The sequence below is a fragment of the Rhizomicrobium sp. genome (assembly GCA_037200045.1).
Taxonomy (GTDB): Bacteria; Pseudomonadota; Alphaproteobacteria; order Micropepsales; family Micropepsaceae; genus Rhizomicrobium.
The window spans coordinates 1,178,641-1,202,926 of the sequence record JBBCHM010000001.1 but is presented as its reverse complement, the minus strand read 5'-3'; the positions used below and the strand labels follow the sequence as shown (position 1 = coordinate 1,202,926).

The following is a 24,286-nucleotide window of genomic DNA, read 5'->3' as shown; positions in this document are numbered from 1 at the left end:
GCCGCCCGAAGCAAGGCCGGGGCGTCCCCCTCCGCCTCGCTGCGCTCGGCACCTCCCCCGCAACCGCGGGGGAGGAAATTATTGCGGCGGCAATTGCGCGGCCTTGTGCTGCTCCAGCAGCGGGTTGATGCGCGCCAGCATGTGCCAGGCGCGCGACAGGCCGCGCGCCGCCACGAACAGCAATCCGGCATTGGCGATCAGCACGAGGCTCGCGCCGTGCTGCTGCGCCAGCGCCTTCACGCCGCCGCCATTGCCGCCTGTGGTCAGGAAATCGAGCGCGAAACGCGCGACGAACACCGCCGCGGTCAGTACGGTTCCGAACAAGGTCGGCTGGCTCATGACCGTGCCGGTCGCATCGTCCAGCGTCAGCTCGACATGCTGGGTGGTGAACCAGCCGAGCACGCCGCCGGCCAGTATCGCCACCGCGTAAACCGCGACGTCCAGGAGGCCCGGCGCCTTGCCGCTCCAGATCGCCCCGAGCGCCAGGAGCGTGATGACGCCGGGGAAGATCCACAGCCGGTCCGGCTTGATCCGCTGGGGCTTGGCGCCGCGGCGCACGATGAAATAGAGCGCCAGCGCCGGAACGATGAACGGGGTGAGGCTTGTCATGACGATGCCTTGTCGTTGGCGGCGGGCGGTTCCCGCAGCGGTGTGCCCTTTGGCATGGCGGACGTGCAAGTCGTGTTGTATTTTGGAACGGTCGGCCACCGTCCATTGCTTGGCGGGACGGGTTTGCTGCACTATCGCTCCGTTGAGGGGCTCTCAGAAAGGGGACTTAATGTTTTTTAGAACGATGTTGGCCGCCGCCATGGTGGCCGGCCTGACGATGCTTGCTCCGACGGTCGCTGACGCGGCGGGGCGGCAGAATTTCAACCTGGTGAACAACACCGGCTACACGATCAAGGAAGTCTACGTCTCTCCCGTTTCGACCAACGATTGGGAAGAAGACGTGCTGGGCCAGGACACGCTCGACGACGGTTCGTCGGTCCTGATCCGCTTCCCGCATCACGCCGGCGGCTGCAATTGGGATCTGAAGGTCGTCTATGACGACGACACCGACGCGCATTGGAGCAATTTCAACCTGTGCACGATCTCGGAGATCTCGATCAGCTACAACCAGAAGACCGGCAAGACCTGGGCGCATTGGAAATAGCCAGGCGCTTCTTTGTCGAACGTCGAAAGACCCGGGCGGACATCCGCCCGGGTTTTTCATTGGATCGGCATCGCGGCGGCGATAGGCTGGCGCGCTCGCGGGGAGACGACGCCGATGACCGGTGCCAGAGTCCTGACCTCCATCGGGTTCGCGGTTCTCCTGGCCGGCACGACGGCCGCGCTGGCGGCGCCGCCGAAGCACTACACCGACCGGACGCTCGGCTATGCCATCGCCTATCCGGCGGATTGGACGATCGACACGCAATACGTCTACGACCAGCTCGGACCCGGCCGCGAGATCAAGGGCGTCGCAATCCAGATTCCACAGAGCCTGACCGCGGGCACCAATCTTGGCGGCGACACCAAGCTCTCGGTCGAGAGCCTCTCCGGCCGCGGTTGCACGCCGGCGCGGTTCGTCGATCCGGCGGAGAATGCGCACACGCTGCATGCCGACGGCCGCGTCTACAGCGTCGCGACGAGCGAGGACGCCGGCGCCGGCAATCGCTACGAGACGACGGTCTTCGTGCTGGACGCGACCTCGCCCTGCCTCGCGGTGCGATATTTCATCCATTATTCCGCGATCGAGAATTACGATCCGGGAACGGTCCGGCCGTTCGACCGCGCGAGGCTGACCTCGGCATTCGACCGCATCCGCGCCACGCTTACGTTCGGGAAGTAAGCCGCGCGATCCGCCGTTCGGCGTCGGGCAAGGCGGCGATCAGCTCGGTCACGCTTTTGCCCGTGACGGGATGAATCCAATCGGGCGCGACATCGGCCAGCGGCACGAGCACGAAGGCGCGCTCGGCGATGCGCGGATGCGGCAGCACCGGCGGGCCCGCGTCCACGCGGCCGTCGTAATCGACGAGATCCAGATCGAGCGTGCGCGGCGCGTTCGGCGTGGAACGGACGCGGCCGAACGACGTTTCCGTATCGTGGAGAAGCGCCATCAGCGCGTGTGGCGACAGTTCGCTCGCAACCCGCGCGACCGCGTTGACGAAGGGAGGATCGGACGGATCCGGCCAGGCGGGCGTGATATAGTAAGGCGAAACGCCGACGATCTTCGCGCCGCGCTGTTCAATCTCCGCGAGCGCCGCGTTCAATGTTTGCGCCGGAACTCCGGCGCGCGATTCAAGATTGGCGCCGAGCGCGATCAATATCATTTGCGCTTTCCGCTCTTGCCAACGAAACCGCTTGGCGTAGAAGAACATTTGGCGGTCGGGGGATTATTGCCGGTACGGCCATTACTTGAACAGGAGCACATATGTTGTTTTACCCGCAGGAGAAGCTGGCCCTATTCATCGACGGCGCCAATCTGTACGGCGCGGCGAAGGGCTTGCAGTTCGACATCGATTATAAGCGCCTTCTCGAGCTTTTCGCGCGCAAGGGGATTCTCGTCCGCGCCTTCTATTATACCGCGGTCGCCGAGGATCAGGAGTTCTCGCCGCTGCGGCCGCTGGTCGACTGGCTCGACTACAACGGCTTCGCGGTGGTGACCAAGCCGCTCAAGGAATTCACCGACGCGCAGGGCCGCCGCCGCGTGAAGGGCAACATGGACATCGAGCTCGCCATCGACGTGATGGAGATGGCCGAGCAGGTCGACCACATCGTGATCTTCTCCGGCGACGGCGATTTCCGCCGCCTGGTGGAAGCGGCGCAGCGGAAGGGACGGCGCGTCAGCGTGGTCTCCACGGTGCGCACCCAGCCGCCGATGGCGGCGGACGAATTGCGCCGCCAGGCCGACAATTTCATCGAGCTGGAAGAGCTGAAGCCGCAGATCGCGCGCGAAGGCGGCCCGCGCTCGGCGGCAGCGAACGCCGCGGCCGGTTCGAGCCCGCATTACGCGCAGACCGCGTAGCGGTCGCCAACGCAAGCCCGATTGTCATGGCCCGTATTCGCGAGCCATGACAGATTGGGGCGATGTGGAATCGCTCCCAATGACATCCGAACCGCCGAAGAATTGTCCGCTGTGTCCGCGGCTGGCGGAATTCCGCGCCGACAACCGCCGCGAATATCCGGACTATTTCAACGCGCCGGTGCCGACCTTCGGCAGCCGCGAGGCGCGCCTCTTGATCGTCGGGCTGGCGCCGGGGCTGCATGGCGCCAACCGGACGGGGCGGCCGTTCACCGGCGACTATGCGGGCGACCTGCTCTACGCGACGCTTCTGAAGCACGATCTGGCGAAGGGCGTGTACGACCGGCGGCCGGACGACGGCGTCGAGCTGGTGCATTGCGCGATCAGCAACGCGGTGCGCTGCGTGCCGCCGCAGAACAAGCCGCTGCCGGCGGAGATCAGGACTTGCCGCAAGTTCCTCATCGCGCTGATCGAAGCGATGCCGCATCTGCGCGCCATCCTGGCGCTGGGCAGAATCGCGCATGACAGCGTGTGCGATACGCTGGGCGCGAAAAAATCGGCGCATCCGTTCAAGCATGGCGGGGCGCACCAGATCGGCAAGCTGGCGCTGATTTCGAGCTATCACTGCTCGCGCTACAACACGAACACCGGCGTGCTGACGGAGGCGATGTTCGACGCGGTGGTGAAAGAGGCCAAGATCGCGGCGCTGCACGCGCTGTGACGATAACCTCTCCCGCAAGCGGGAGAGGTTAGCTGTACCGCTCTTCCTTCCACGGATCGCCTTCGTTGTTGTAGCCGCGGGTCTCCCAGAAACCGGGGCGGTCCTCGGCGTGGAAGACGATGCGCGTCACCCATTTGGCGCTCTTCCAGAAATACCAGTCGGGCACCACGACGCGCACCGGGCCGCCATGCTCGCGCGGGATCGGCTTGCCCTCCCAGGAATGGGCGAGCAGCACATTGGCGTCCGCGAAAACGTCCGTCTTCACGTTGGTGGTGTAGCCGTCATAGGCGTGGAAGACGATGTGGCGGGCGTCGGCCTTCGGCTTGACGAGGTCCAGCAGCGTCTTCGAGGAGACGCCCTGCCAGTGATTGTCGTAGCGGCTCCAGGACGTGACGCAGTGGATGTCGCTGACGACCTCCTCCTGCGGCAGCGCCTTGAACCGGTCCAGCGTCAGCGCGACGGGGTTCTCGACGAGGCCCATGATCTGGAGGCGCCAGTTCTCCGGCTTGACGTCGGGCTGCACGCCGAGGTCGAGCACGGGCCAATTTTTCACTTCCTTCTGGCCGGGCGGCAGGCGGTTCACATGGCCCCTGTCGGGGCGGCCGGTGATCAGACGGCCCTCGGCGGCCCATTCCTGCTTGGAGCGGATGAGCTTGTCCTTGATCTTGCCTAGGAGAGTGGGTTCGTCGTCGCTCATGCGTGAAGTTTATACGATTTCCAGATCCCGTCATCCCACGGCCGCGCCCTTCGCGCGGTCCGGGGGACCCAATTTTCTTGTGCTGCAGGAAAAATGGGTCGCCCGGACAAGCCGGGCGATGACGATGAGAGGATTTATCCCTTCGTCCGCATCAGCCGCGCCTTGTCGCGCTGCCAGTCGCGCTGTTTCTCGGTCTCGCGCTTGTCGTGGAGCTTCTTGCCCTTGGCGATGCCGAGCTCGATCTTGGCGATGCCCTTGGGATTGAAATAAAGCCGGAGCGGAATGAGCGTCATGCCCTCGCGCTGGATGGCGGCGGCCAGCCTGGCGGCCTCGCGCTTGTGCACCAGCAGTTTGCGCGCGCGCTTGGGCTCGTGGTTGAAGCGGCTGGCCTGGGTGTATTCGGGGATATAGGCGTTGACCAGGAACAGCTCGCCGTCCTTGGCGTGGGCGTAGGATTCGGAGATCGTCGACTTGCCGCTGCGCAGCGATTTGACCTCCGAGCCGACGAGCATGATCCCCGCCTCGAGCGTCTCGTCGATGGCGTAGGCGTAACGCGCCTTCCTGTTGTCGGCGACGATCTTCGTGCCGTCGTCTTTTTTCTTGGCCATGTTCTCTTCTTGTCATGGCCCGCGAGTTGATAGCGACAGCGTATCAACGGGCCACCCAGGTGACACCTACTCTGTACTCGCAGAACGGAGCGCAGCCAAATGGGCGCCATCGATGTGGATTTCAACTGGGTCGCCCGCATTCGCGGGCGATGACACCGAGTGGGGGTTAGGGTGCAATCCCCGCCTTCGCCAGCGCCGCCTTCACGGTGGCCCGCGCGGCATCGGTCGCAGCCACCAGCGGCAGGCGGACTTCGTCGGTGCACAGGCCCAGGACCGAGGCCGCGTATTTCACCGGCGCGGGGCTGGGCTCGCAGAATATCGCGTCGTGCAGCGGCATCAGCCGGTCCTGGAGTTGCAGCGCGCGCTCGAAGGCGCCCTGCATGCAGGCGGTCTGGAACTCCGAGCAGAGCCTCGGCGCCACGTTCGCCGTGACCGAGATGCAGCCATGGCCGCCATGCGCCATGTAGCCGAGCGCGGTGCCGTCCTCGCCCGAGAGCAGGCGCCAGTCGAGGCCGCAGGCGGCGCGCTCGCGCGTCGGGCGCATCAGATTGGCGGTCGCGTCCTTCACGCCGACGATGTTCGCGATCTTGGAGAGGCGGGCCATGGTCTCCACCGAAATGTCGACGATGGCGCGGCCGGGGATGTTGTAGAGCAGGATCGGGATGTCCACCGCCTCCGCGATCGCCGCGAAATGGCGGTACATGCCCTCCTGCGACGGCTTGTTGTAGTAGCCGGTGACCGAGAGCACCGCGTCGGCGCCGACCGCCTTGGCGTGGCGGGTGAGCGCGATGGCCTCGTCCGTCGAGTTGGAACCGGCGCCGGCGATCACCGGCACGCGTCCGTTGGCTTCCTCGACGCAGATCTCGATCACCCGCATGTGCTCTTCATGGCTGAGCGTGGGCGACTCGCCGGTCGTGCCGCAGGGCACCAGGCCGTGGCTGCCTTCGGCGATCTGCCAGGACACCAGCTTGCGGAACGCGGCCTCGTCCACCTTGCCGCCCCGCATGGGGGTGATGAGGGCGGGGATCGAGCCTTTGATGCTTTCGCGCGTGAACGCCATGACGGCCTGCCGGGTTGATCGAGGGAAACTACAGGGCCGCCAGCCGCGGCGGCAAGGCGGGAACTCCTAATGAACCTCGGGCGTAAAGTAAAAAGCATTCCATGCGTGCGCCCCGGCCTCGACTTCGCCATATGGCTGTGGTCCCTGAACGGCATCCAACCTAGGCGATTCATCCCATGACTCTGGCCAGGGCCGTCCTGTTCGTGATCGGAACGTCGCTGGCGGGCGCCGCCGCCCAGACCGCCCTGCCCGGCGGCCTGACGCAGATGGGCAACGTCATCATGATGCAGCCCATCCCGGACGGCTCGACCGATGCCGGCTTCACGCCCGACCGCGAGCGCCATCCCAGCCCGGTGCATGTGCTGAGCGCCGGCGACCACGATGTCTACAGCCGCGCCTTCGACGCGGCCGACCGCGGCGACTGGACGGCGGCGCGCGGCCTCGCGATGCAGGGCCATGACGCGACCGCGACGCGGCTCGTTACCTGGCGCTATCTCTTGGACAAGACCAGCGGCGCGGGGTTTTCCGACATCGACGGCTTCGCGAAGACCAATCCGGACTGGCCGCTGCACGACACGCTGCTGGCCCGCGCCGAGGCGGCGATGGATCCGGCGATGGCGCCGCAGGCGGTGATCGCCTGGTATGGCGGGCGCAATCCGGTCACCGGCATGGGCATGGTGCGGCTGGGCGATGCGATGATCGCGGCGGGGCGGACCTCGGCCGGGCGCGACCTGGTGCAGAAGGGCTGGATCGTCGGCGAATTCCAGCCGGACCAGGAACTCGCCATCGTGCGCCGGGACGGCGGGATCCTGACGCCCGACATCGACCGGGCGCGGCTCTCCAGCCTGATCTCGCGCGACGAGACGGCGGCGGCTGAGCGCGAGCTGTCTCGGGTCGAGGACGACGTGCAGAAGCTGGGGCGGGCGCGGCTCGCCTTGCGCAGCAGCCGGGCAGTGGGGGAGCGGCTGGCCGCCGCCCTGCCCGCCGGCCTCGCGGGCGATCCGGACCTTTTGTTCGACCGAGCGCGGGCGGCGCGGCGCGCGGGCGACAACGCGGCGGCGGCGGCGCTGTTGCAGCGCGGGCCGCTGAAGGCCTTCGCCATGGCGCATCCCACGCGCTGGTGGACCGAGGCGAACCTCGTGGTGCGCGGGCTGGTGACGAGCGGCAATTACAGGAGCGCCTATGACGTGATCGACGATACCGGGCTGTCGAGCGGGACGGAGTTCTCCGAGTCCGAGTTCCTCGCGGGATGGATCGCGCTGCGCCACCTGAGCCGGCCGTCGGTGGCGCTGATGCATTTCAAGAAGCTGGAGGCCGGCGTGTCGCGGCCGATCAGCCTGGCGCGGGCGCGCTATTGGAAGGGCCGCTGCTTCGAGGCGCAGGGCAATGCGGCGGACGCCTATGCCCAGTACAAGCTGGCGGCGCAGGTGCCGGAGAGCTTCTACGGCCAGATCGCGCTGGCGCGGATCGATGCGACGCCGGTGCTGCATGTCAACGATCTCGCGCTGGACGCGCGGGACGCGGCCGACGATTTCGAGAAGGATCCCCTGTCGCGGCCGATCCGCGTGCTGGCCGATCTCGGACAGGTGAATTTCGTGCGCATCTTCGCGCTGCGCGACCAGGAGCTGCATCCCGAACCCAAGCGGGTGAAATATCTGGCGCAGACCCTGACCGATCTGGGCTTCCGCGAAGTCGCGGTCCGCGTTGCGAAGACCGCGAGCTATACCGGCACGACGTTCCTCGCCTTCACCCATCCGGTCATCCCGCTGCCGCCCTTTCCGGGCGCGGGCACGGCGCCCGAGCCGGCCTATGTGCTGGGGCTGATCCGCCAGGAGACCGAGTTCGATCCCGACGCGGTGAGCCATGCGGGGGCGCGCGGGATCATGCAGATGATGCCGGCCTCGGCGCGGGCGGCGGCGGCACGGGCGGGCATTCCCTTCCGGCCGAACGACCTTCTGGTGCCCAGTTACAGCATCCAGCTCGGCATGACCGAGTTCGCGGGCGATGTGAGCGATTTCGGCGGCTCGCTGGTGCTCGCCATCGCGGCGTACAATGCGGGGCCGGGCAATGTGAAGAAATGGATCGCCACGAGCGGCGATCCGCGCAGCCCGAGCGTCGATCCGATCGACTGGATCGAGACGATCCCGTTCAACGAGACGCGGAACTATGTGATGCGGGTGCTGGAGAATTCGCAGATCTATCGCGGCCGGCTGGCGGGGCGCGACGTGCAGACGCGCATCCTGATCGATCTGTATGCGCCGAACGCGCCGGCGGTGAAGGTGATTTCGCCTTATCCCGGATAGCGTCTTCGCGGGAAGATTGGACTCGCGCGGAGCCGCGGAGAACGCGGAGATTCATAAAGAACTCCGCGTTCTCCGCGGCTCCGCGTGCCAAATGCGGCGCTGCCGCGCCGGGTCGTTCAGCGGAAAACCGACAGCCATTCCCGGGCGAGGCGCTGGGCCTCGGCGATCTGGCTGGTGTTCATCTCGCGGGCGATGGAGGCGCGCCAGGACTTGGCCTCGTCGCTGCCCTTCAGGGCCGCCAGGTTGAACCATTTGTGGGCGGAGATGAAGTCGACCTCGACCCCCTGCCCGGTGGAATAGGCCAGCCCCAGATTGTACATCGCGTCCGGCCGGCCGGTTCTGGCTTCGGTCTCGAACTGCGACAGGGCATCGACGTCTATGCATGCCATGACACGTTTCATCTCCTCGGTTGCGAGGAAGACGCCCCTCGCGCGCTCCCGATGGTTGCGCAGGAGAAGCTAAGCCACGGTTAACGCGATTAACCCTGACTTTAATATACGGTTAACTCCCTAGGCGGCTTGGTCCGTGTACGGACGGAATAACCTCTCCCGCTTGCGGGAGAGGTCGGCGAGCGCAGCGAGCCGGGTGAGGGAATTGTCCTGCGGCCGGCTTGCCCCCACCCGAACGTCGCTTCGCGCCGTTCGACCTCCTGCTCCGCTTCGCTCCGCGTCCGTACGCGGCTGCTACGGACCCCGCTCCCGCGGGAGAGGTATAAAAAAAAACGCCCCGAGGGGCGGCTTGGAGAGCGGGCTGGGCCGCGGCGAATGTTCAAGGCATCCGAGCCGCGGCCTTGCCTCGCTGGCGGAGGAACGGTCAGTCGACCGTCCGCTCCGATAACGACAGCGTTGACCTGATCAACGCCGCTTACTTCTTCTTCTTCACCTTCTTGGCCTTCTTCTTCACGACCTTCTTCTTCTTTGCCTTCGGCATGAGATGCAACTCCTCTAACGTTTCGTTCAGGTCGGATGATTCGCATCACCCCCCAAAACGTCAGCAATATGAGTGGGTTGCATTTTCAATTGCAATACGTGCGGGTGTTGCATGAATCGAGCGATTCACGCAAAGTTCATAAAACCCCCGGTTTCATTGGCTTAAATTGATCGATCCGTACACGGATATTTGGACCGCGATTTTCCGCGCGTCAAGCCCGATTTCGCGAAATTGTGCGAATCACCGCCGAAGCTCGAAGTGATTCGGATTCGCGCGCGCGCGAATTTCCGCGCATCGCGTCTCTAGTCGGGCAGTTGGAGTCGCTGCTTGAGGACCGCGTTGACCGCTTGCGGGTTCGCCTTGCCGCCGAGCTGCTTCTGCACCTGACCGGCGAACCACCCCGCCATCTTCGGTTTCGCCTTCACCTCTTCGACCTTGTCGGGGTTGGCGGCGATGACGGCGTCGACGGCCTTCTCGATCGCGCTCGTGTCGGTGACCTGTTTCAGGCCTCGCGCCTCGACGATCTGTTCCGGATCGCCGCCTTCGGTCCACAGGATGTCGAGAACATCCTTCGCGATCTTGCCGCTGATCGTGCTCGCGGCGACCATCTTCACGATGGCGGCGTTGGCCTTGGCGCTCACCGGACCTTCGGCGATGGAGGCGCCGGCCTTGTTGAGGCGGCCGAAATATTCGTTGTTGAGCCAGTTGGCGGCGGCCTTGGTCTCGGCCCCGGCGGCGAGCATCTCCTCGAAATAGTCGACATTCTCCTTCTCGGCGACGAGGACGGAGGCGTCGTAGGGCGAAAGACCGGCCGCGATCAGCCGCGCCTTCTTCTCGTCGGGAAGTTCCGGCAGCGATTTCTGAATCGCATCGACGAAGGCCTGCTCCAGCACCAGCGGCAAGAGGTCGGGATCGGGGAAGTACCTGTAATCATGCGCCTCTTCCTTGGAACGCATGGAGCGCGTCTTGCCCTCGCGGGCGTCGTAGAGGCGGGTTTCCTGGACGACGGTGCCGCCGTCCTCGATCAGATCGACCTGGCGGCGCGCTTCGTAGTCCACCGCCTGCGCCACGAAGCGCATCGAGTTGACGTTCTTGATCTCGCAGCGCGTGCCCAGGTGCTTGAAGCTGCCGTCGGCGCGGAACTTTTCATAGCCGCCGACGCGGCACACCGAGACGTTGACATCGGCGCGCATGGAACCTTCGTCCATATTGCCGTCGCAGGTGCCGAGATAACGGACGATGGCGCGCAATTTCCTGAGGAACGCCGACGCCTCCTCGCCCGAGCGCATATGCGGCTTGGACACGATCTCCATCAGCGCCACGCCGGCGCGGTTGAGATCGACATAGGAATGGTCGGGATGCTGGTCGTGCAGGCTCTTGCCGGCGTCCTGCTCCATGTGGAGGCGCTCGATGCCGACGCGGATCGTTTCGCCGTCCTTCATGTCGAGCAGGATCTCGCCCTCGCCGACGATCGGGCTCTTGTACTGGCTGATCTGATAGCCGGCCGGCAGGTCGGGATAGAAATAGTTCTTGCGGTCGAACACGCTGGTGAGATTGATCTGCGCCTTGAGGCCAAGGCCGGTGCGCACCGCCTGCTCGACGCATTTCCTGTTGATCACCGGCAGCATGCCGGGCATGCCGGCGTCGATGAAGGAGACCTGGCTGTTGGGCGCGGCGCCGAACGCGGTGGCGGCGCCGGAGAACAGCTTGGACTCCGAGAGGATCTGGGCATGGACCTCCATGCCGATGACGATCTCCCAATCGCCGGTCGTGCCCTTGAGGATCGTCGCGCTCATGCCGCGGCCCTCCACCAATGCGCGGGTTTGGTATCGAAGCCGGAGGCGAGTTCGATGGCACGGGCGGCGCGGAACAGCGTCGCCTCGTCGAACGCCTTGCCGATGAGCTGAAGGCCGAGCGGCAGGCCGTTGGCGGTCAGGCCGGCGGGCACCGCGATGCCGGGAAGGCCGGCGAGGTTCACCGTCACGGTGAAGACGTCGTTCAGGTACATCTCGACCGGATCGGCGGTCTTCTCGCCGACACCGAAGGCCGGGCCGGGGGTGGCGGGCGTCAGCAGCACGTCGCACTTCTCATAGGCCTGCGTGAAGTCGCGCAGGATCAGGGTGCGCAGCTTCTGGGCGCGGGCGTAATAGGCGTCGTAATAGCCGCTCGACAGCACATGGGTGCCGATCAGGATGCGGCGCTGGACCTCCTTGCCAAAGCCTTCGGCACGGCTTTTCTCATAGAGGTCCACGATGTCCCGGGCGCCTGCCGCCCGGTGGCCGAAGCGCACCCCGTCATAGCGGGCGAGGTTCGAGGAGGCCTCCGCCGGGGCCACTATATAATAAGTGGGGAGCGCGTATTTGGTGTGGGGGAGCGAGACCTCCACGATCTCGGCGCCCTGCTCTTTCAGCCACTGGGCGCCCCTGGTCCACATCGCCTCGATCTCGGGCGGGGCGCCGGCGATGCGGTATTCCTTCGGGATGCCGACGCGCAGGCCCTTCACGCCGGCTTCGAGGCCGGCCTCGTAGTCCGGAACCGGGCGGTCGACGCTGGTGGAATCCTTGGGGTCCACGCTCGCCATGTGCTTCAGCAGGATCGCGGCGTCGCGGACGGTGCGGGTCATCGGGCCGGCCTGGTCGAGCGAGGAGGCGAAGGCGACGATGCCGAAGCGCGAGCAGCGGCCATAGGTCGGCTTGATGCCGACCGTGCCGGTGACGGCGGCGGGCTGGCGGATCGATCCGCCGGTGTCGGTGCCGGTGGCGGCGAGGCAGAGATTGGCGGCAACCGCCGCCGCCGAGCCGCCCGACGAGCCGCCAGGGACGAGGTTGGCGTTCGAATTGCGGGCGCGCCAGGGATTGAACACCGGGCCGAAATGGCTGGTCTCGTTGGACGAGCCCATGGCGAACTCGTCCATATTGGTCTTGCCCAGCATCACCGCGCCGGCATCCCACAGGTTCTGCGTCACGGTGGATTCGTAGGGCGGCACGAAGGAGGAGAGGATGCGGCTGCCCGCCGTGGTGCGCACGCCCTTGGTGCAGAACAGGTCCTTGATCGCGAGCGGCAGGCCTTCGAGCGGGCGGATGTCGCCATGGGCGATGCGCACGTCGGAGGCGATGGCCATCTCCAGGGCGCGTTCCGGCGTCTCGGTTACGAAGGCGTTGAGCGGCCGCGCGTCGGCGACCGCCTTGACGAAGGCGGTGGTCAATTCCTTCGAAGAGACTTTTCGCGCGTGAACGGCGTCGCGCGCCTCGGCGAGGGTGAAATCGGTGAGATTGCTCATGCGACGGACTGCTCGCGGTTGGCGAGCGCCTTCTCGTAAAAGACGGACCATTTGCTGTCCGGATAATCCAGCACGGCGCCGCAGCGGTTGAAACCGCCGCGCTCATAGACGCGCCAGGCGGCGGGATGGCGGTCGCCGGTTTCGAGCACCAGGCGGCTGACGCCTTCGCGGCGCGCGAGGTCTTCGATGCGGCCGAGGATCTGGCCGCCGATGCCGCGGCCCTGGGCGGCGGGGACGGTGTACATCCGCTTGACCTCGGCGATGCCGCCGCCGTGCCGGCGCAGCGCGCCGCAGGCGATGGCGGCGCCGTTCTCGCGCGCGACGAAGACGGTGGTGTGCGGCAGCGCCATCTCGTCCACCGTCATGTGGTAGCAGTGCTCGGGCGGGGTGAGCTCCAGCAGCGTCGCGTTCAGCGCGGCGATCAGGGCGCGGATGTCGTCGGCAAGCGGGCTCTCGACCGCGATGGTGACGGCCATGGCCTACTCCACCACCTTCGGCACGACGAAGAAATGATCGACGCCCTCGGGCGCATTGGCCATCAGCGCGTCGGCGGCGCCGCCGTCGGTCACGACGTCGTCGCGCATCTTCAGGGTCTGCTCGACCACGCTGGTCAGCGGCGGCACGCCCTCGACATTCACCTCGTTGAGCTGCTCGACCCAGGTGAAAATGCCGTTCAGCTCGTCGACCATGGGGGCGACGCGGCTCTCGTCGAGGGCGAGCCGGGCGAGCTTTGCGATCTTGCGAACGTCGTCCTTGCCGACGGTCATGGGGCGGCCTATAGGCTTGAGAAACCGAGGTTCTTGCTAGCAACCGGGGGGCGGACTGGCAAGGATCGTGAAGCCGCAAGAGGCGCGTGACGGCCATGCCGCTCGGAATCACCGGGATCGATCACGTCCAGATCGCCGTGCCGCGCGCGCTGGAGGCGCAGTGCCTGGCCTTCTATCGCGAGGTGTTCGCCTTTCCCGAACTGGAGAAGCCGCCGGCGCTGAAGGCGCGCGGCGGGGCGTGGTTCCAGGTGGGAGCGCTGCAGATGCATGTCGGGGTCGATCCGGAGGAGTCATTCGAAGGCCGGCCTCCGCCGGCGGGGCCCAAGAGCAAGCGGCATATCTGTTTCCTGACCGAGGATTTGGCGGCGGCGAAGGCGGCGGTACTGCGGGCCGGCGTGGCGATCGAGGAGGAGAGCGTGGCCGAGGGGCTGGCGCGGTTCTTTGTGCGCGATCCGGCGGGAAACCGGATCGAGATCGGGCAGCGGTGAGGGGGTCGGCGCCGACAACCTCTCCCGCTTGCGGGAGAGGTCGAAATTCGCGCAGCGAATTTCGGGTGAGGGGGTGCTCGCGGCGGTCAGGCCCTCACCCGGAAATGCTTCGCATTTCCGACCTCTCCCGCAAGCGGGAGAGGTAAACATGGCCATCGTCGCCATCGAAGCGTTGCGACCTGCCCTCCCCCCGCGCGCCCGGCTGATCGGGCTCGACCTCGGCGAGAAGACCATCGGGATCGCGCTGTCGGACACGCTGCTCACCGTGGCGACGCCGATGGAGACGCTGAAGCGCGGCAAGTTCTCCGCCGATGCCGCCAGGATCGAGAAGATCGCCGCCGAACAGGGCGCCGGCGGGCTGGTGGTCGGGCTGCCGCTCAACATGGACGGAACCGACGGGCCAGCTGCGCAATCGGCGCGGGCCTTCGCGCGGAATTTCGCGGCCCGCTCGCCGCTGCCGGTGCTGCTGTGGGACGAGCGGCTGTCGACCGCGGCGGTGACGCGGACGCTGCTCGACGCCGACGCCTCGCGCCGGCGGCGCGGCGAGGTGGTGGACAAAATGGCGGCGGCGTACATCCTGCAAGGGGCGCTGGAACGGTTGCGGCGGCTTTAGGAGTTGCTCCCGCACCAACCCGGTGTCATGGCCCGCGACTGCGGGCCACCCAGTTGAAGCGCGCGACAATCTAAAATTTGAATGGCCTCTTCGCCCAAATGGAGGGATTTGAACGGAGATCACCTGGGTGGCCCGCAGTCGCGGGCCATGACAGCTTGGGATTAATCGACCACTTGCCGATTTCGGCCGTCGCTCCACAACAATCTCGGCGACCATCTTGCCCCCTCGCGCCCGCAACCCTATACACCGATCTTTGATGACCAGCCCGGCCGCCGCCGAACCTCTCCTCAAATCCAGCCATCTGCTTGGCATCGAGCACCTTTCGGTGTCCGAGATCGGCGCCCTGCTCGATCTGGGCGACACCTATGCCGCGCTCAATCGCGGCGCCAAGAAGAAGACGGATCTGCTCAAGGGCCGCACCCTGATCAACCTGTTCTTCGAATCCTCCACCCGCACCCAGAGCTCGTTCGAGCTGGCCGGCAAAAGGCTCGGCGCCGATGTCATGAACATGAGCGTCAAGACCTCGTCGGTCTCCAAGGGCGAGACGCTGATCGATACCGCGACGACGCTGAACGCCATGCGGCCCGACATCCTCGTGGTGCGGCATCAGGATTCCGGCGCGGCGGAGCTGCTTTCACGCAAGCTTGATTGCTGCGTGGTGAACGCGGGCGACGGTTCGCACGAACATCCGACCCAGGCGCTGCTCGATGCGCTGACGATCCGCCGCCGGCGCGGCGCGTTCGAGGGGCTGATCGTGGCGATCTGCGGCGACGTGCTGCATTCGCGGGTGGCGCGCTCCAACATCCATCTTCTGCTCAAGATGGGCGCGCGGGTGCGATTGATCGCGCCCCGCACGCTGCTGCCCAGTGACGCCGACCGCTTCGGCGTCGAGATCTTCCACGACATGCGCCAGGGCCTTGCCGGCGCCGATATCGTGATGATGCTGCGGCTGCAACTGGAGCGGATGTCGGGCGCCTTCGTGCCCTCGACGCGGGAATATTTCCGCTTCTATGGCCTGGACCACGAGAAGCTGAAAGCCGCCAAGCCTGGCGCGCTGGTCATGCATCCGGGGCCGATGAACCGCGGCGTCGAGATCGACTCCGCCGTCGCCGACGACATCGAGGTCAGCGTCATCCAGGAACAGGTCGAGATGGGCGTCGCCATCCGCATGGCGGTGCTCGACGCGCTGTCGCGGGGCCTCGCCATCGAAGGGCGCAACGCGCCATGACCAAACGCATCGCCTTCCGCAATGCGCGGCTGATCGATCCGGCGAGCGGGCTGGACGTGAAGGGCGGCCTTCTGGTCGAGAACGGGCGCATCGCCGATGTCGGGCCGCGCCTGTTCAACGATGCCGAGCCGAACGATCCCGAAGTGATCGACGCCAAGGGCCTGGTGCTGGCGCCCGGCCTGATCGACGCGCGCGTCTTCACCGGCGAGCCGGGCAGCGAATATCGCGAGACGCTGGAATCGGCGAGCCAGGCGGCGGCGGCGGGCGGCATCACGACCATCGTCGTCATGCCCAACACCGAGCCGGTGATCGACGAGCCCTCGCTGGTCGATTTCATCCTGCGGCGCGCCGCGGCGACCGCGAAGGTGCGCGTGGCGCCGATGGCGGCGTTGACCAAGGGCCTCGGCGGCGAGACCATGACCGAGATCGGCCTCCTGAAAGAGGCCGGCGCGGTGGCGTTCACCGACGGCGACCGCACGATCTCCAACGCACGCGTGCTGCGCCGCGCGCTGGCCTATGCCTCGACCTTCGGGGCGCTGATCGTCGGCCATGCCGAAGACCCCGACCTCACCGAAGGCGCCGCCGTGACCGAGGGCGAGTTCGCCATGCGGCTCGGCCTGCCCGCGGCGCCGTCGGCGGCCGAGGCGATCGTCGTCGAGCGCGACATCCGCCTCGTGGAGATGACGGGCGCGCGCTATCACTTCGGCCAGATCTCGACGCGCGCGGCGCTGGACGCCATCGCGGCGGCGAAGGAACGCGGCGTGGCGGTGACCTGCGGGGTCGCGGCGCATCACCTGGCGCTGAACGAATTGGATGTCGGATCGTACCTCACCTTCATGAAGGTGAAGCCGCCGCTGCGCTCGGAGGCCGACCGCGCGGCGATGGTGGAAGGCGTGGCGTCGGGGCTGATCGACATCGTGGTGTCGAGCCACGATCCGCAGGCCGCCGACACCAAGCGCCAGACTTTCGCGCAGGCCGCGTTCGGCGCGATCGGATTGGAGACGCTGCTGCCGGTGGCGCTCGGGCTGCATCACGACGGGCGGGCGCATCTTTCGCATGTCCTGAAGGCGCTGACGGCGTCGCCGGCGCGGATCTTCGGGCTGAACGCGGGCACGCTGGCCAAGGGCGCGCCGGCCGACCTGGTGCTGATCGATCCCGACGAGCCGTTCACGGTGCGGGAGGCGGAGCTGAAAAGCCGCGCGCGGAATACGCCGTTCGAGGGGCGGCGGTTTCATGGGCGGGCGGTAAAGACGTTCGTCGGCGGGGTTTGCGTGTTCGAGAGGAAGCGCTGAACTTTCCTCCCCCGCGTTTGCGGCGGAGGTGCCGAGCGCAGCGAGGCGGAGGGGGCCAGCGCGGACAGCGGAACGCGTGGCCGCCCCCTCCACCGCTTCGCGGTCCCCCTCCCCCGCAAACGCGGGGGAGGAAAGCAAAATGGCAAATGCATCCAACTGGCGTTTCAGATGAAACATAGTTGAGATACTGTCCTCGCACGCCATTTCGGTAGCCGTCTCCCATGCCCCTCCCCTTCCTCACCGCCACCTGGACAGGCGCCGCGATCGCGCTGGGGTTCGGCTATCTTCTGGGATCGATCCCGTTCGGTCTCATCTTCAGCTTCATCTTCGGCGAAGGCGATGTCCGCAAGATCGGTTCCGGAAGCATCGGCGCGACCAATGTGCTGCGCACCGGCAATTACATGGCGGCGGGGCTGACGCTGCTGTGGGACGCGCTGAAAGGCGCGGTCGCGGTGCTCATCATGCGCCAGTGGTACGGTCCCGACGCGGCGCTGTTCGCGGCGTTCGGCGCGTTCCTCGGCCATCTCTTCCCGGTGTGGCTCGGCTTTCGGGGCGGCAAGGGCGTGGCGGTTTCGCTCGGCATCCTGCTCGCGCTCTACTGGCCGGCGGCCCTGCTGGCCTTCGCGACCTGGGGCGTGATGCTCGCGCTGTTCCGCATCTCTTCGCTGTCGGCGCTGGTCGCCGCCGTGTTCACGCCGGTCTACATGGCGCTGTTCGGCCGGGTGCACGAGGCGGTGCTGGCCGTGCTGCTGGCGGTGCTGGTCTTCATCGTGCATGCGCAAAACATCCGCCGCCTGTCGCGCGGCGAGGAGCCGCGGGTCGGCCAAAGCAAGCCGGCGTGACGGCGCTTTCCGATGCGGAACGCGTGGCGTGGCTCAGGCTGTCGCGCACCCAGAATGTCGGGCCCGTCACCTTCGCACAGCTCATCGCGCGCTTCGGCAGTGCGAGCGAGGCGCTGAAGGAAATCCCGCGCCTCGTCCGGCGCGGCGGCGGCGACACGCTGCGGACGCCGAGCGCCGACGAGGCGGCGCGCGAGATCGCGGCGCTGGCGAAGCTCGGCGGACGGATGATCGCGAGCGGCGAGAGCGATTTCCCGCGCGGCCTTGCCGCCGCGGAGCCGCCGCCGCCGATCATCTCCGTGCTCGGCCACGCGACGCTGCTCGGGCGCGAGGCGATCGCCATCGTTGGCGCGCGCAACGCCTCGGCGCTGGGGCGCAAACTTGCGAGCACGCTGGCGCGCGACCTCGGCAAGGCCGGCCTTGTCGTCGTGTCGGGGCTGGCGCGCGGGATCGACGCGGCGGCGCATGAGGGCGCGCTCGACAGCGGCACCTGCGCCGTGGTCGCGGGCGGCGTCGACAATATCTATCCGCCGGAGAACGCGAAGCTGTACGAGTCCATCCGCGCGCAGGGCTGCGTCGTGTCGGAAATGCCGCTCGGCCAGACGCCGCAGGCGCGCCACTTCCCGCGCCGCAACCGCATCATCTCGGGTCTCGCGCGCGGCGTCGTGGTGGTGGAGGCGGCGGAAGGATCGGGCTCGCTGATCACCGCGAATTTCGCGCTGGAACAGGGCCGCGAGATTTTCGCGGTGCCGGGCTCGCCGCTCGATCCGCGCGCCAAGGGCGCCAACCGCCTGTTGCGCGAGGGCGCGACGCTGACCGAAAGCGCCGAGGATGTGCTGGCCGGACTGCGCCCGATCCTGGGCCACGACTTGCGCGAGCCGGGCCGCGGGGAACCCGTGCCGCCGGGTGTCGCGAGCGAGGCCGAGGCCGACAAGATCCGGGCCCGAGTCGAGGAGGCGCTGGGGCCGGCGCCGGTCCCGGTGGACGAGCTGGTGCGGGTCTGCGGGGCGCCGGTGGCGGTGATTCTCACGATTTTGCTGGAAATGGAGCTGGCGGGCCGGATCGTCCGCCATGCCGGCAATCAGGTGTCCTGGGCCTGATCGCTCAGATGCTTGGCCTCGACGGCGGCCAGGCCGAGCAGATGAGCAAGCAGGCCCTGGCCCTGGTTGACGGCGATTTTCCGAAGCGATTCAAGCATTTCGCGGGTGTAGCGCGCCGAGTCTTCCGGGCTGACGGGGGTGGGAGGCAGGCCGCCGCCCCTTGCGTAGGAAACCATGGGATCGCGCGTTCCGCTGGCGGAGCGGAGGCAGGAGGCGCCGCCGAAGGTGTACAACCTGAAGTGTAGTAAATAGCGAAATATCGCGCCTGTGCAACCTTTAGTTTCATCCCGTCGGGCCCTTCGGCGTTGACACTCGTCTCCCGCTCCTATCAGTGTCCCGCCGCCTTTCGGGGCCGGACCCCGATTTGGCACGTTTTTCACGATCCGGCGCTAAATCAGCCGGGCGAACAAGCCGAGTACCCCCGATCTCATGAACGTCGTCGTCGTCGAATCCCCGGGCAAGGTTAAGTCGATCAACAAATACCTCGGCTCGGACTACAAGGTCCTGGCCAGCTTCGGGCATATCCGCGACCTCCCCTCCAAGGACGGCTCGGTCAAGCCGGACGACGACTTCTCCATGATCTGGGAGGTCGACGAGCGGGCCGCCAAGCGGATCAAGGATATCGCCGACGCCGTGAAGGGCGCCGACAAGCTGATCCTCGCCACCGATCCGGACCGCGAGGGCGAGGCGATCTCCTGGCATGTGCTGGAGGTGCTCAAGCAGAAGAAGGCGCTCGGCCACGCCAAGGTGGAGCGCGTCGCGTTCAACGCGGTGACCAAGTCCGCCATCCTGGAAGCCATCGCCCATCCGCGCGAGATCAACGCCGAACTGGTCGACGCCTATATGGCGCGCCGGGCGCTCGACTATCTGGTCGGGTTCACCCTGTCGCCGGTGCTGTGGCGCAAGCTGCCGGGCGCGCGCTCGGCGGGGCGGGTGCAGTCGGTGGCGCTGCGCCTGGTGGTGGACCGCGAGGTCGAGATCGAGGCCTTCAAGGCGCAGGAATATTGGAGCATCGACGCCGACGTGCTGGTGCCGAACGGCACGTTCAAGGCGCGGCTGACCCAGCTCAATGGCGAGAAGCTCGACAAGCTATCGCTGAAGGCCGAAGCCGAGGCGAGCGCGGCGGTCGCGGCGATCAACGCGCAAAGCTTCACCATCGACAGCGTCGAGAGCAAGCCGGTCAAGCGCCACCCTGCCCCGCCGTTCATCACCTCGACCTTGCAGCAGGAGGCCTCGCGCAAGCTCGGCTTCGGCGCCAAGCGCACGATGCAGATCGCGCAGGGGCTGTACGAAGGCGTGGACATCGGCGGCGAGACCGTGGGCCTCATCACCTATATGCGCACCGACGGCATCGTGATGGTGCCCGAGGCGATCGCGGAAGCGCGCGCGACCATCGGTTCGCGCTATGGCCAGAAATATGTGCCGAGCACGCCGCGGCTCTACACGTCCAAGGCGAAGAATGCGCAGGAAGCGCATGAGGCGATCCGCCCGACCCTGTTCGAGCGCACGCCGGAAGCGGTGAGCAAATACATCGATGGCGACGCGGCCAAGCTCTACGAGCTGATCTGGAAGCGCGCCATCGCCAGCCAGATGGAAAGCGCCGAGTTGGAGCGCACCACGGTCGACGTCGCCAGCGCCGACAAGAAGATCATGCTGCGCGCCACCGGCACGGTGACGCTGTTCGACGGCTTCCTGACGCTCTACCAGGAAGGCAAGGATGACGAGTCCGACGAGGATGGGTCGCGTCTTCCCAAGGTCGCGGCTGGCGAACCGGCGAAGGTCGAGAACGTCGCCTCTGCGCAGCACTTCACCGAGCCGCCGCCGCGCTATTCCGAAGCGAGCCTGGTGCGCAAGCTGGAGGAGCTCGGCATCGGCCGGCCTTCGACCTATGCCACGATCCTGTCCGTGCTGCGCGACCGCACTTACGTGCGGCTGGACCGCGGGCGGTTCTATCCCGACGACAAGGGGCGGCTGGTGACGGCGTTCCTCGCCACCTATTTCCCGCGCTATGTCGAATACGGCTTCACCGCCGACCTGGAAGAACAGCTCGACGAGGTTTCGGCCGGCGAGCTCGACTGGAAGCAGTTGCTGCGCGATTTCTGGCGCGACTTCTCGGCGGCCGTGGGCGGCACCAAGGACCTCAAGATCAAGAACGTCATCGACGAGATGAACGCGATCCTGGGGCCGCATATCTTCCCGCCCAATGCCGACGGATCGAACCCGCGCGTCTGCCCGAGCTGCGGCAAGGGCGAGCTGAGCTTGAAGCTCGGACGGTTCGGCGCCTTCGTCGGCTGTTCGAACTATCCGGAGTGCCGCTTCACCCGCCAGCTCGGCCAGAGCAACGAGGCGGCGGCGGCGGCACAGCCGCGCGAACTCGGGCTCGATCCCGAGACCGGCGAGAAGGTGTCGCTGCGCAGCGGCCGCTTCGGGCCCTACGTCCAGCTCGGCGAAGGCAAGGAGCCGAAGCGCTCCGGCATTCCGAAGGGGACGGAAGTCGAAAACGTCGACCTGCCCTATGCGCTCAAGCTGCTGGCGCTGCCGCGCGAGGTCGGGCTGCACCCGGAGTCGGGCAAGCCGATCACCGCGAATTTCGGCCGCTTCGGGCCTTACGTCGCGCATGATGGAATGTACGCGTCGTTGGAATCGCCGGAGGACGTGTTCACCGTCGGGCTCAACCGCGCCGTCGATCTGATCGCGGAGAAGAAGGCCAATCCGCGCGTGCGGCGCGGGCCGCAGGCGCTGAAGGAACTGGGCAAGGATTCGTCGGGCACGGAGATCAAATTGATGAAGGGCCGCTATGGGCCTTACGTCACCGACGGTTCGGTCAACGCGACGGTGCCCGATGCCGACAATGCCGAGGCCATCACGCTGGAACAGGCGCTGGCGCTGATCAATGATCGTGCCGCCAAAGGTGGCGGCAAGAAGAAGAAGCCTACCCGCGCCGCCGCCAAGCCGAAGAAGGAAGCGAAGGCTAAGAAGGAGCCGAAGGCCAAGGCCGAAAAGCCGGCGGCGCCCAAGAAGAAAGCCCCGGCGAAGAAGAAGCCCGAACCGGTGGCCGGCGAGTAGACCTTGGCGAAGAAACCACAGCCCGGTAACGCGCCTCGTCTCGACAAGGCGCGCGTGCTCGCGCTTCTGAACGAAACGCCCAATGCCACCAAGCGCGACCTGTCGCGCGCGCTGGGCGTGAAGGGCTCCGACCGCATCGCACTCAAGCGCATCCTGAAGGAACTGGAAGAAGACGGCGCCATCGCGGGCAATCGGCGGCGCGGCTATGCCACGCCCGGCTCGCTGCCCGATGTCGCGGTGCTGGAGATCACCGGCCAGGACGCCGACGGCGAATTGCTGGCGCGGCCGCAGAAATGGGAATCCAACGAGGAGCCGCCGACGATCTATGTCGTGCCCGCGCGGGACGACAAGGGGCCTGCATTGGGCGCCGGCGAGCGCGTGCTGGCGCGGCTGGAGCGCGCCGAGCACGGCTACGAGGCGCGGGTCATCAAGCGGCTGGGCGCCAGCGTGCATCGCGTGCTCGGCGTGCTGCATGTGCGGCCCGAGGGCCTGCGCATCGCGCCGATCGACCGCAAGAGCCGCACCGATTTCGCGGTGGAGAACCGCGACCGCGGCGGGGCAGAGCACAACGAACTCGTGCTGGCCGAACCCTTGGCGGGGCGCTCGTCCGGCTTTCCGCGCGCCAAGGTGCTCGAACGGCTGGGCAGCATGAATGCGCCCAAGACCGTCAGCCTGATCGCGATCCACGCCCACGGCATTCCGACCGAGTTTCCGAAAGAGGTCATCGACGAGGCGAAGGCGGCGACGCCGCCCGATCCGCGCACGCGCACCGATCTGCGCGCCATTCCGCTTGTCACCATCGATCCCGAGGACGCGCGCGATCACGACGACGCGGTGTGGGCGGGGCCGGACAGCGATCCGAAGAATCCGGGCGGCTATGTCGCCCTCGTCGCCATCGCCGATGTCGCGCATTATGTGACGCCGGGGTCGGCGCTGGACCGCGAGGCCTATAAGCGCGGCAACTCGGCGTATTTCCCCGACCGCGTCGTGCCGATGCTGCCCGAGCATCTGTCGGCCGATCTGTGCTCGCTGAAGGAGGGCGTCGACCGCGCCTGCCTCGCGGTGCGGATGACCTTCGACAAGAACGGCAAGAAGCGGCGGCAGGAATTCCTGCGCGGCGTGATGCGCTCGGCGGCGCGGCTGACCTACCGGCAGGCGCAACTCGCATTCGACGGCAAGCCGGACGCGGCGATGTCGGCCATCGCGAAAGCGACGCTGAAGGATGTGTGGGCCTGCTATCAGGTGCTGACGCAGGAGCGCAAACAGCGCGATCCGCTCGATCTCGATCTACCCGAGCGGCGCATCGTGCTGGGGCCGGACGGCAAGGTCGCGTCGATTGCCTTCCGCGAACGTCTCGAATCGATGAAGCTGATCGAGGAATTCATGGTGCTCGCCAATGTGGCGGCGGCGGAAGTTCTGGAGCAGCGCAAGACACCGCTGATCTATCGCATCCATGACCGGCCGTCGCAGGAGAAGCTGTTCGGCTTCTCCGATTTCCTGCGCACCATCGGGCTTACCTTCGCCAAGGGCCAGGTATTGAAGCCCGGCGTGTTCAACCGCATCCTGGGCCAAGCCAAGGGCGGGCCGCACGAGGCGGTGATGAACGACGTGGTGCTGCGGACCCAGGCGCAGGCGATCTATGCGCCGGCGAATGTCGGGCATTTCGGATTGAACCTCGCGAAATACGCGCATTTCACCTCGCCGATTAGGCGCTATGCCGATCTGATCGTGCATCGCGCGCTGGTGAAGGCGCACGGTTTCGGCGAAGGCGGGCTGACCGACCGCGAGGAAGGTCGGCTCGGCGAGATCGCCGAGCACATCTCGATGACCGAGCGCCGCGCGATGGCGGCGGAGCGCGATTCGACCGACCGCTATGTCGCCGCGTTCATGCAGGACCGGGTCGGCGCTGAGTTCGACGCACGCATCACCGGCGTGACGCGGTTCGGGCTTTTTGTTCGCCTGGCGGACTCTGGCGCGGAGGGCTTGCTGCCGATCCGGGCGCTGGGCGCGGAGTTCTTCAAGCATGACGAGAAGGCGCATGCGCTGGTCGGCGACCGCACGCGCACGGCGTACAAGCTCGGCGACATCGTCGCGGTGCGGCTGGCGGAAGCAGCGCCGCTGACCGGCGGGCTGCGCTTCGATCTTGCCGAGGCGTCAACGCCGCGTGGGGAGAAGCCGCGGTTCAAGGTGCAGCCGCATCGCGGGAAGAAGCGGCGTTAGCTTCACCCCGCTGTCATGGCCCGCGAATGCGGGCCACCCAGGTGATGCCGGCACCTTCCCACAGATTGAG

General features: G+C 66.8%; 24 protein-coding genes. 13 read left to right on the top strand and 11 right to left on the bottom strand.

The features are described 5' to 3' along the window. Positions 1–78: 78 nt before the first annotated feature. On the bottom strand, positions 79–609 hold the full coding sequence (locus WDM86_05365) for a hypothetical protein (GenBank protein ID MEI9989450.1): 531 nt from the start codon (positions 607–609) through the stop codon (positions 79–81). Positions 610–778: 169 nt separating this feature from the next. Here WDM86_05365 and WDM86_05360 point away from each other — a divergent pair, with 169 nt between their 5' ends. Continuing rightward, on the top strand, positions 779–1,153 hold the full coding sequence (locus WDM86_05360; protein ID MEI9989449.1) for a hypothetical protein: 375 nt from the start codon (positions 779–781) through the stop codon (positions 1,151–1,153). Positions 1,154–1,267: 114 nt separating this feature from the next. Further along, on the top strand, positions 1,268–1,831 hold the full coding sequence (locus tag WDM86_05355; protein ID MEI9989448.1) for a hypothetical protein: 564 nt from the start codon (positions 1,268–1,270) through the stop codon (positions 1,829–1,831). Here the strand turns inward: WDM86_05355 and folK are convergent. After that, positions 1,815–2,312, bottom strand: coding sequence for a 2-amino-4-hydroxy-6-hydroxymethyldihydropteridine diphosphokinase (gene folK, locus WDM86_05350; protein ID MEI9989447.1), 498 nt, complete (start codon positions 2,310–2,312; stop codon positions 1,815–1,817). The two genes, WDM86_05355 and folK, sit on opposite strands and share 17 nt — an antisense overlap. Positions 2,313–2,413: 101 nt before the next feature. On the opposite strand from folK, the gene WDM86_05345 reads away from it, so the two are divergent. Together WDM86_05345 and WDM86_05340 are read left to right on the top strand one after the other, a co-directional pair. Next, the gene (locus tag WDM86_05345) at positions 2,414–3,007 is read left to right on the top strand and encodes an NYN domain-containing protein (GenBank protein MEI9989446.1); all 594 of its coding nucleotides are present in this window, start codon (positions 2,414–2,416) and stop codon (positions 3,005–3,007) included. Positions 3,008–3,086: 79 nt separating this feature from the next. Then, positions 3,087–3,725, top strand: coding sequence for a uracil-DNA glycosylase (locus tag WDM86_05340; protein MEI9989445.1), 639 nt, complete (start codon positions 3,087–3,089; stop codon positions 3,723–3,725). Positions 3,726–3,753: 28 nt separating this feature from the next. Here WDM86_05340 and WDM86_05335 read toward each other — a convergent pair whose 3' ends face one another. The 3 genes from WDM86_05335 to dapA all read right to left on the bottom strand — a co-directional run bounded on the left by WDM86_05335 (position 3,754) and on the right by dapA (position 6,090). Further along, positions 3,754–4,422 carry a sulfite oxidase-like oxidoreductase gene (locus WDM86_05335; GenBank protein MEI9989444.1) on the bottom strand — a complete coding sequence of 223 codons (669 nt, stop codon included), beginning with the start codon at positions 4,420–4,422 and terminating at the stop codon, positions 3,754–3,756. 134 nt (positions 4,423–4,556) lie between these two features. Further along, the gene (smpB, locus tag WDM86_05330; protein ID MEI9989443.1) at positions 4,557–5,030 is read right to left on the bottom strand and encodes an SsrA-binding protein SmpB; all 474 of its coding nucleotides are present in this window, start codon (positions 5,028–5,030) and stop codon (positions 4,557–4,559) included. Between the two features lie 166 nt (positions 5,031–5,196). Continuing rightward, on the bottom strand, positions 5,197–6,090 hold the full coding sequence (gene dapA / locus WDM86_05325; GenBank protein MEI9989442.1) for a 4-hydroxy-tetrahydrodipicolinate synthase: 894 nt from the start codon (positions 6,088–6,090) through the stop codon (positions 5,197–5,199). Between the two features lie 176 nt (positions 6,091–6,266). On the opposite strand from dapA, the gene WDM86_05320 reads away from it, so the two are divergent. Beyond that, positions 6,267–8,393: a lytic transglycosylase domain-containing protein gene (locus WDM86_05320; protein MEI9989441.1), complete on the top strand. Its 2,127-nt coding sequence runs from the start codon at positions 6,267–6,269 to the stop codon at positions 8,391–8,393. A 116-nt stretch (positions 8,394–8,509) separates the two neighbouring features. Here the strand turns inward: WDM86_05320 and WDM86_05315 are convergent, their stop codons facing one another. From WDM86_05315 to gatC, 5 genes are all read right to left on the bottom strand, one after another. Beyond that, positions 8,510–8,782 carry a hypothetical protein gene (locus WDM86_05315; protein MEI9989440.1) on the bottom strand — a complete coding sequence of 91 codons (273 nt, stop codon included), beginning with the start codon at positions 8,780–8,782 and terminating at the stop codon, positions 8,510–8,512. Positions 8,783–9,625: 843 nt separating this feature from the next. Next, positions 9,626–11,119 (bottom strand): Asp-tRNA(Asn)/Glu-tRNA(Gln) amidotransferase subunit GatB, encoded by a 1,494-nt coding sequence (gene gatB / locus WDM86_05310; GenBank protein ID MEI9989439.1) that lies wholly within the window; start codon positions 11,117–11,119, stop codon positions 9,626–9,628. Continuing rightward, positions 11,116–12,603, bottom strand: coding sequence for an Asp-tRNA(Asn)/Glu-tRNA(Gln) amidotransferase subunit GatA (gene gatA / locus WDM86_05305; protein MEI9989438.1), 1,488 nt, complete (start codon positions 12,601–12,603; stop codon positions 11,116–11,118). The genes gatB and gatA overlap by 4 nt, the downstream gene beginning before the upstream one ends. Then, positions 12,600–13,079 (bottom strand): GNAT family N-acetyltransferase, encoded by a 480-nt coding sequence (locus WDM86_05300; GenBank protein MEI9989437.1) that lies wholly within the window; start codon positions 13,077–13,079, stop codon positions 12,600–12,602. Before WDM86_05300 ends, gatA begins: the two co-directional genes overlap by 4 nt. 3 nt (positions 13,080–13,082) lie before the next feature. Next, positions 13,083–13,370 (bottom strand): Asp-tRNA(Asn)/Glu-tRNA(Gln) amidotransferase subunit GatC, encoded by a 288-nt coding sequence (gene gatC, locus WDM86_05295; GenBank protein ID MEI9989436.1) that lies wholly within the window; start codon positions 13,368–13,370, stop codon positions 13,083–13,085. Between the two features lie 95 nt (positions 13,371–13,465). Here gatC and WDM86_05290 point away from each other — a divergent pair, with 95 nt between their 5' ends. The 6 genes from WDM86_05290 (at position 13,466) to dprA (ending at position 18,930) form a co-directional block, all read left to right on the top strand. Continuing rightward, positions 13,466–13,858: a VOC family protein gene (locus tag WDM86_05290; GenBank protein ID MEI9989435.1), complete on the top strand. Its 393-nt coding sequence runs from the start codon at positions 13,466–13,468 to the stop codon at positions 13,856–13,858. A 148-nt stretch (positions 13,859–14,006) separates the two neighbouring features. Next, positions 14,007–14,471, top strand: a complete 465-nt coding sequence (gene ruvX, locus WDM86_05285; GenBank protein MEI9989434.1) for a Holliday junction resolvase RuvX — start codon at positions 14,007–14,009, stop codon at positions 14,469–14,471. 256 nt (positions 14,472–14,727) lie between these two features. Then, positions 14,728–15,699 carry an aspartate carbamoyltransferase catalytic subunit gene (locus tag WDM86_05280; protein MEI9989433.1) on the top strand — a complete coding sequence of 324 codons (972 nt, stop codon included), beginning with the start codon at positions 14,728–14,730 and terminating at the stop codon, positions 15,697–15,699. Further along, positions 15,696–16,991 (top strand): dihydroorotase, encoded by a 1,296-nt coding sequence (pyrC, locus tag WDM86_05275; GenBank protein ID MEI9989432.1) that lies wholly within the window; start codon positions 15,696–15,698, stop codon positions 16,989–16,991. The genes WDM86_05280 and pyrC overlap by 4 nt, the downstream gene beginning before the upstream one ends. Positions 16,992–17,212: 221 nt before the next feature. Then, positions 17,213–17,833, top strand: coding sequence for a glycerol-3-phosphate 1-O-acyltransferase PlsY (plsY, locus tag WDM86_05270; protein ID MEI9989431.1), 621 nt, complete (start codon positions 17,213–17,215; stop codon positions 17,831–17,833). Beyond that, positions 17,830–18,930 carry a DNA-processing protein DprA gene (gene dprA / locus WDM86_05265; GenBank protein MEI9989430.1) on the top strand — a complete coding sequence of 367 codons (1,101 nt, stop codon included), beginning with the start codon at positions 17,830–17,832 and terminating at the stop codon, positions 18,928–18,930. Before plsY ends, dprA begins: the two co-directional genes overlap by 4 nt. Here the strand turns inward: dprA and WDM86_05260 are convergent. Continuing rightward, entirely contained in the window at positions 18,912–19,106 is a 195-nt protein-coding gene (locus WDM86_05260; protein ID MEI9989429.1) for a hypothetical protein, read from the bottom strand. The two genes, dprA and WDM86_05260, sit on opposite strands and share 19 nt — an antisense overlap. A gap of 253 nt (positions 19,107–19,359) precedes the next feature. Here WDM86_05260 and topA point away from each other — a divergent pair, with 253 nt between their 5' ends. Both topA and rnr read left to right on the top strand, forming a co-directional pair. Continuing rightward, positions 19,360–21,996 carry a type I DNA topoisomerase gene (gene topA / locus WDM86_05255; protein MEI9989428.1) on the top strand — a complete coding sequence of 879 codons (2,637 nt, stop codon included), beginning with the start codon at positions 19,360–19,362 and terminating at the stop codon, positions 21,994–21,996. Between the two features lie 3 nt (positions 21,997–21,999). Next, a complete protein-coding gene (gene rnr / locus WDM86_05250) occupies positions 22,000–24,216 on the top strand; it encodes a ribonuclease R (protein MEI9989427.1) in 2,217 nt (738 codons plus the stop codon). The last annotated feature ends 70 nt before the right edge of the window (positions 24,217–24,286 follow it).